This window comes from Clostridioides sp. ES-S-0048-02, assembly GCF_020658495.1.
Lineage (GTDB): Bacteria > Bacillota > Clostridia > Peptostreptococcales > Peptostreptococcaceae > Clostridioides.
The window spans coordinates 1-1,902 of record NZ_JACVWH010000047.1 but is presented as its reverse complement, the minus strand read 5'-3'; the positions used below and the strand labels follow the sequence as shown (position 1 = coordinate 1,902).

2 protein-coding genes are annotated in these 1,902 nt (G+C 23.8%); both read right to left on the bottom strand.

The window, feature by feature from the left end; genetic code table 11:
• Nucleotides 1-137 precede the first annotated feature (137 nt).
• Nucleotides 138-533 carry a hypothetical protein gene (locus tag IC173_RS20215; protein ID WP_227856198.1) on the bottom strand — a complete coding sequence of 132 codons (396 nt, stop codon included), beginning with the start codon at nucleotides 531-533 and terminating at the stop codon, nucleotides 138-140.
• A gap of 31 nt (nucleotides 534-564) precedes the next feature.
• Nucleotides 565-1,104 carry a hypothetical protein gene (locus tag IC173_RS20210; protein WP_227856197.1) on the bottom strand — a complete coding sequence of 180 codons (540 nt, stop codon included), beginning with the start codon at nucleotides 1,102-1,104 and terminating at the stop codon, nucleotides 565-567.
• Between the last annotated feature and the right edge of the window lie 798 nt (nucleotides 1,105-1,902).

Below are 1,902 nucleotides of genomic sequence, written 5' to 3'. Positions count from 1 at the left end.
TTTCATCAGTTTTAGTTCTGCATGTGGTAATTTATTAATCTTCATTAGTTTACACCTCTTACCAATTTATGTATAACTAAATTCTATACCAATAAGAGTGTGTAATCAATTGAATTAGAATATATATTTATTCCAATTTATTCCATTATATTATATATTATTTTTCCATTTTTAGCTTTCAGTAATATCTCTCCAGAAGTATTGGAAACATTTTCAACTACATTTATGTTTACCTTATATGTTGATTTTATGTTTTTTCTTACACTATTTGTAGTTTCAACACTTATATCTTCATATTCTTTCCACAAACTTCCTACTAAAGAATTGTACTTATATTCATCCAAGTCAATATCTAATATTGTATCTATATATAATATATTTTTAGCTTTGTCGCCAGAAATTTCAAAATCTGTATAAGCTTCTTCATATTCTCTTATAATTTTATCAAATACTATAGATTCTCGAGCTTTTATTACTCCAAAAATCCCAACTATCACTACTAAAACAATTAATATAATTTTTTTATTTTTCATTTTAATTACCTCATTTTTATATTCTCTTAATTTAATATTCTAATTTTTGCATTGCAATTACTGAAAATCTAACATCTTGAACTATATCAGTTGCTTTTTGTAGAGACTCACTATTACTGTTCATTACTCCATCTATTATAAGATCCACAACTTCTTCCATATCTTCTAAATTCTTTTTAGTATATTTTATTATATTACCTTCTTTTTCTGTAAGTTCTATATTTTTTAATGATATATCCTTTTCTACATCTTCTATTGCCCCAACTTTTTCTCTACAGAAATATTGAAGCTCTAAAAATCCTTTTATCATTTCGCTACTATCAGTACCTTGATTAACCCACTCATTCATTAAACCATATGTCTCTTGAGTTTTTGCCTGTAATTCTTCATTTAAATTATGTACTTCTCTAATAGATTCTACCTTAAACTGATCTAGATCTTCTTCTTGTAAAACATTTTCTGAATTAGAAACAGGTGTAACCTCACCTTCATCGTTATTTTTACTTGAACATCCAGTCAGAATAATTACACATAAAACCCCTAGTATTGATATTATAACTTTTTTTCTCACAAATTCTCCCCCTCTAAATTTAAATTTCCTCAAATTAATTATATATACAAATAGATTCTATGACAACCAAATTATTCCATTATTGTACTAACTTATTTTTTTTAATAAAATTTTATAACAGATATTGAAGATATTACATTTTCTATATACAATAACAGAGTAAGTTTTTTAAATTTCTGAAATCATTTATATATCATTAATTAAATATTTTCGTAACAGAGATTTTGAAAGATAATAAGATTGATTTGATAATTATTGATGAAAAAAACAGGGTTGTTTGGAGAAATGAAAAAAGCACTCCCGCTCATGAGAATGCTTAATTGCAACTATAGAAGTGTATTCGTAGTACACTTCTATTTTTTTATTATATCATAAATTGTTGATAGTATTAAGTAAAGAGCTAATACAATCGGTTTTAAGATAGTTTGAATAGCTTTCTTGAGTATTTGCCTTTGTATAAATTGATGAGAATTGGAAATAAAAAAAGCACCCTTTTAGGATGCTTGAAGTGTACAAGGGTACAAATATCAAAATGAATTATTTTTATTATAACATCAATTTTATTTTGTAGAATAAATTTTGTTCGTATTATTATTACAACATATACTATAATTTTATATAATTTTTTTAACTAATAAAAAATTATTTTTGAAGTAGAATATATTAAAAAGGTGATAGAAATTATCTATCACCTTTTTGTCTAATATTTAAATTTAATTTATCTACTACTAAAATAAATCTAAATGCAATTTAAGAAATTAAATAGTTGAATAGTATATTAAAGCATAATGGTAAAGA

Bases quoted from the DNA above. Each gene is read 5' to 3' on its own strand.
- IC173_RS20215 (WP_227856198.1), bottom strand. From the start codon at position 533: ATGAAAAATAAAAAAATTATATTAATTGTTTTAGTAGTGATAGTTGGG.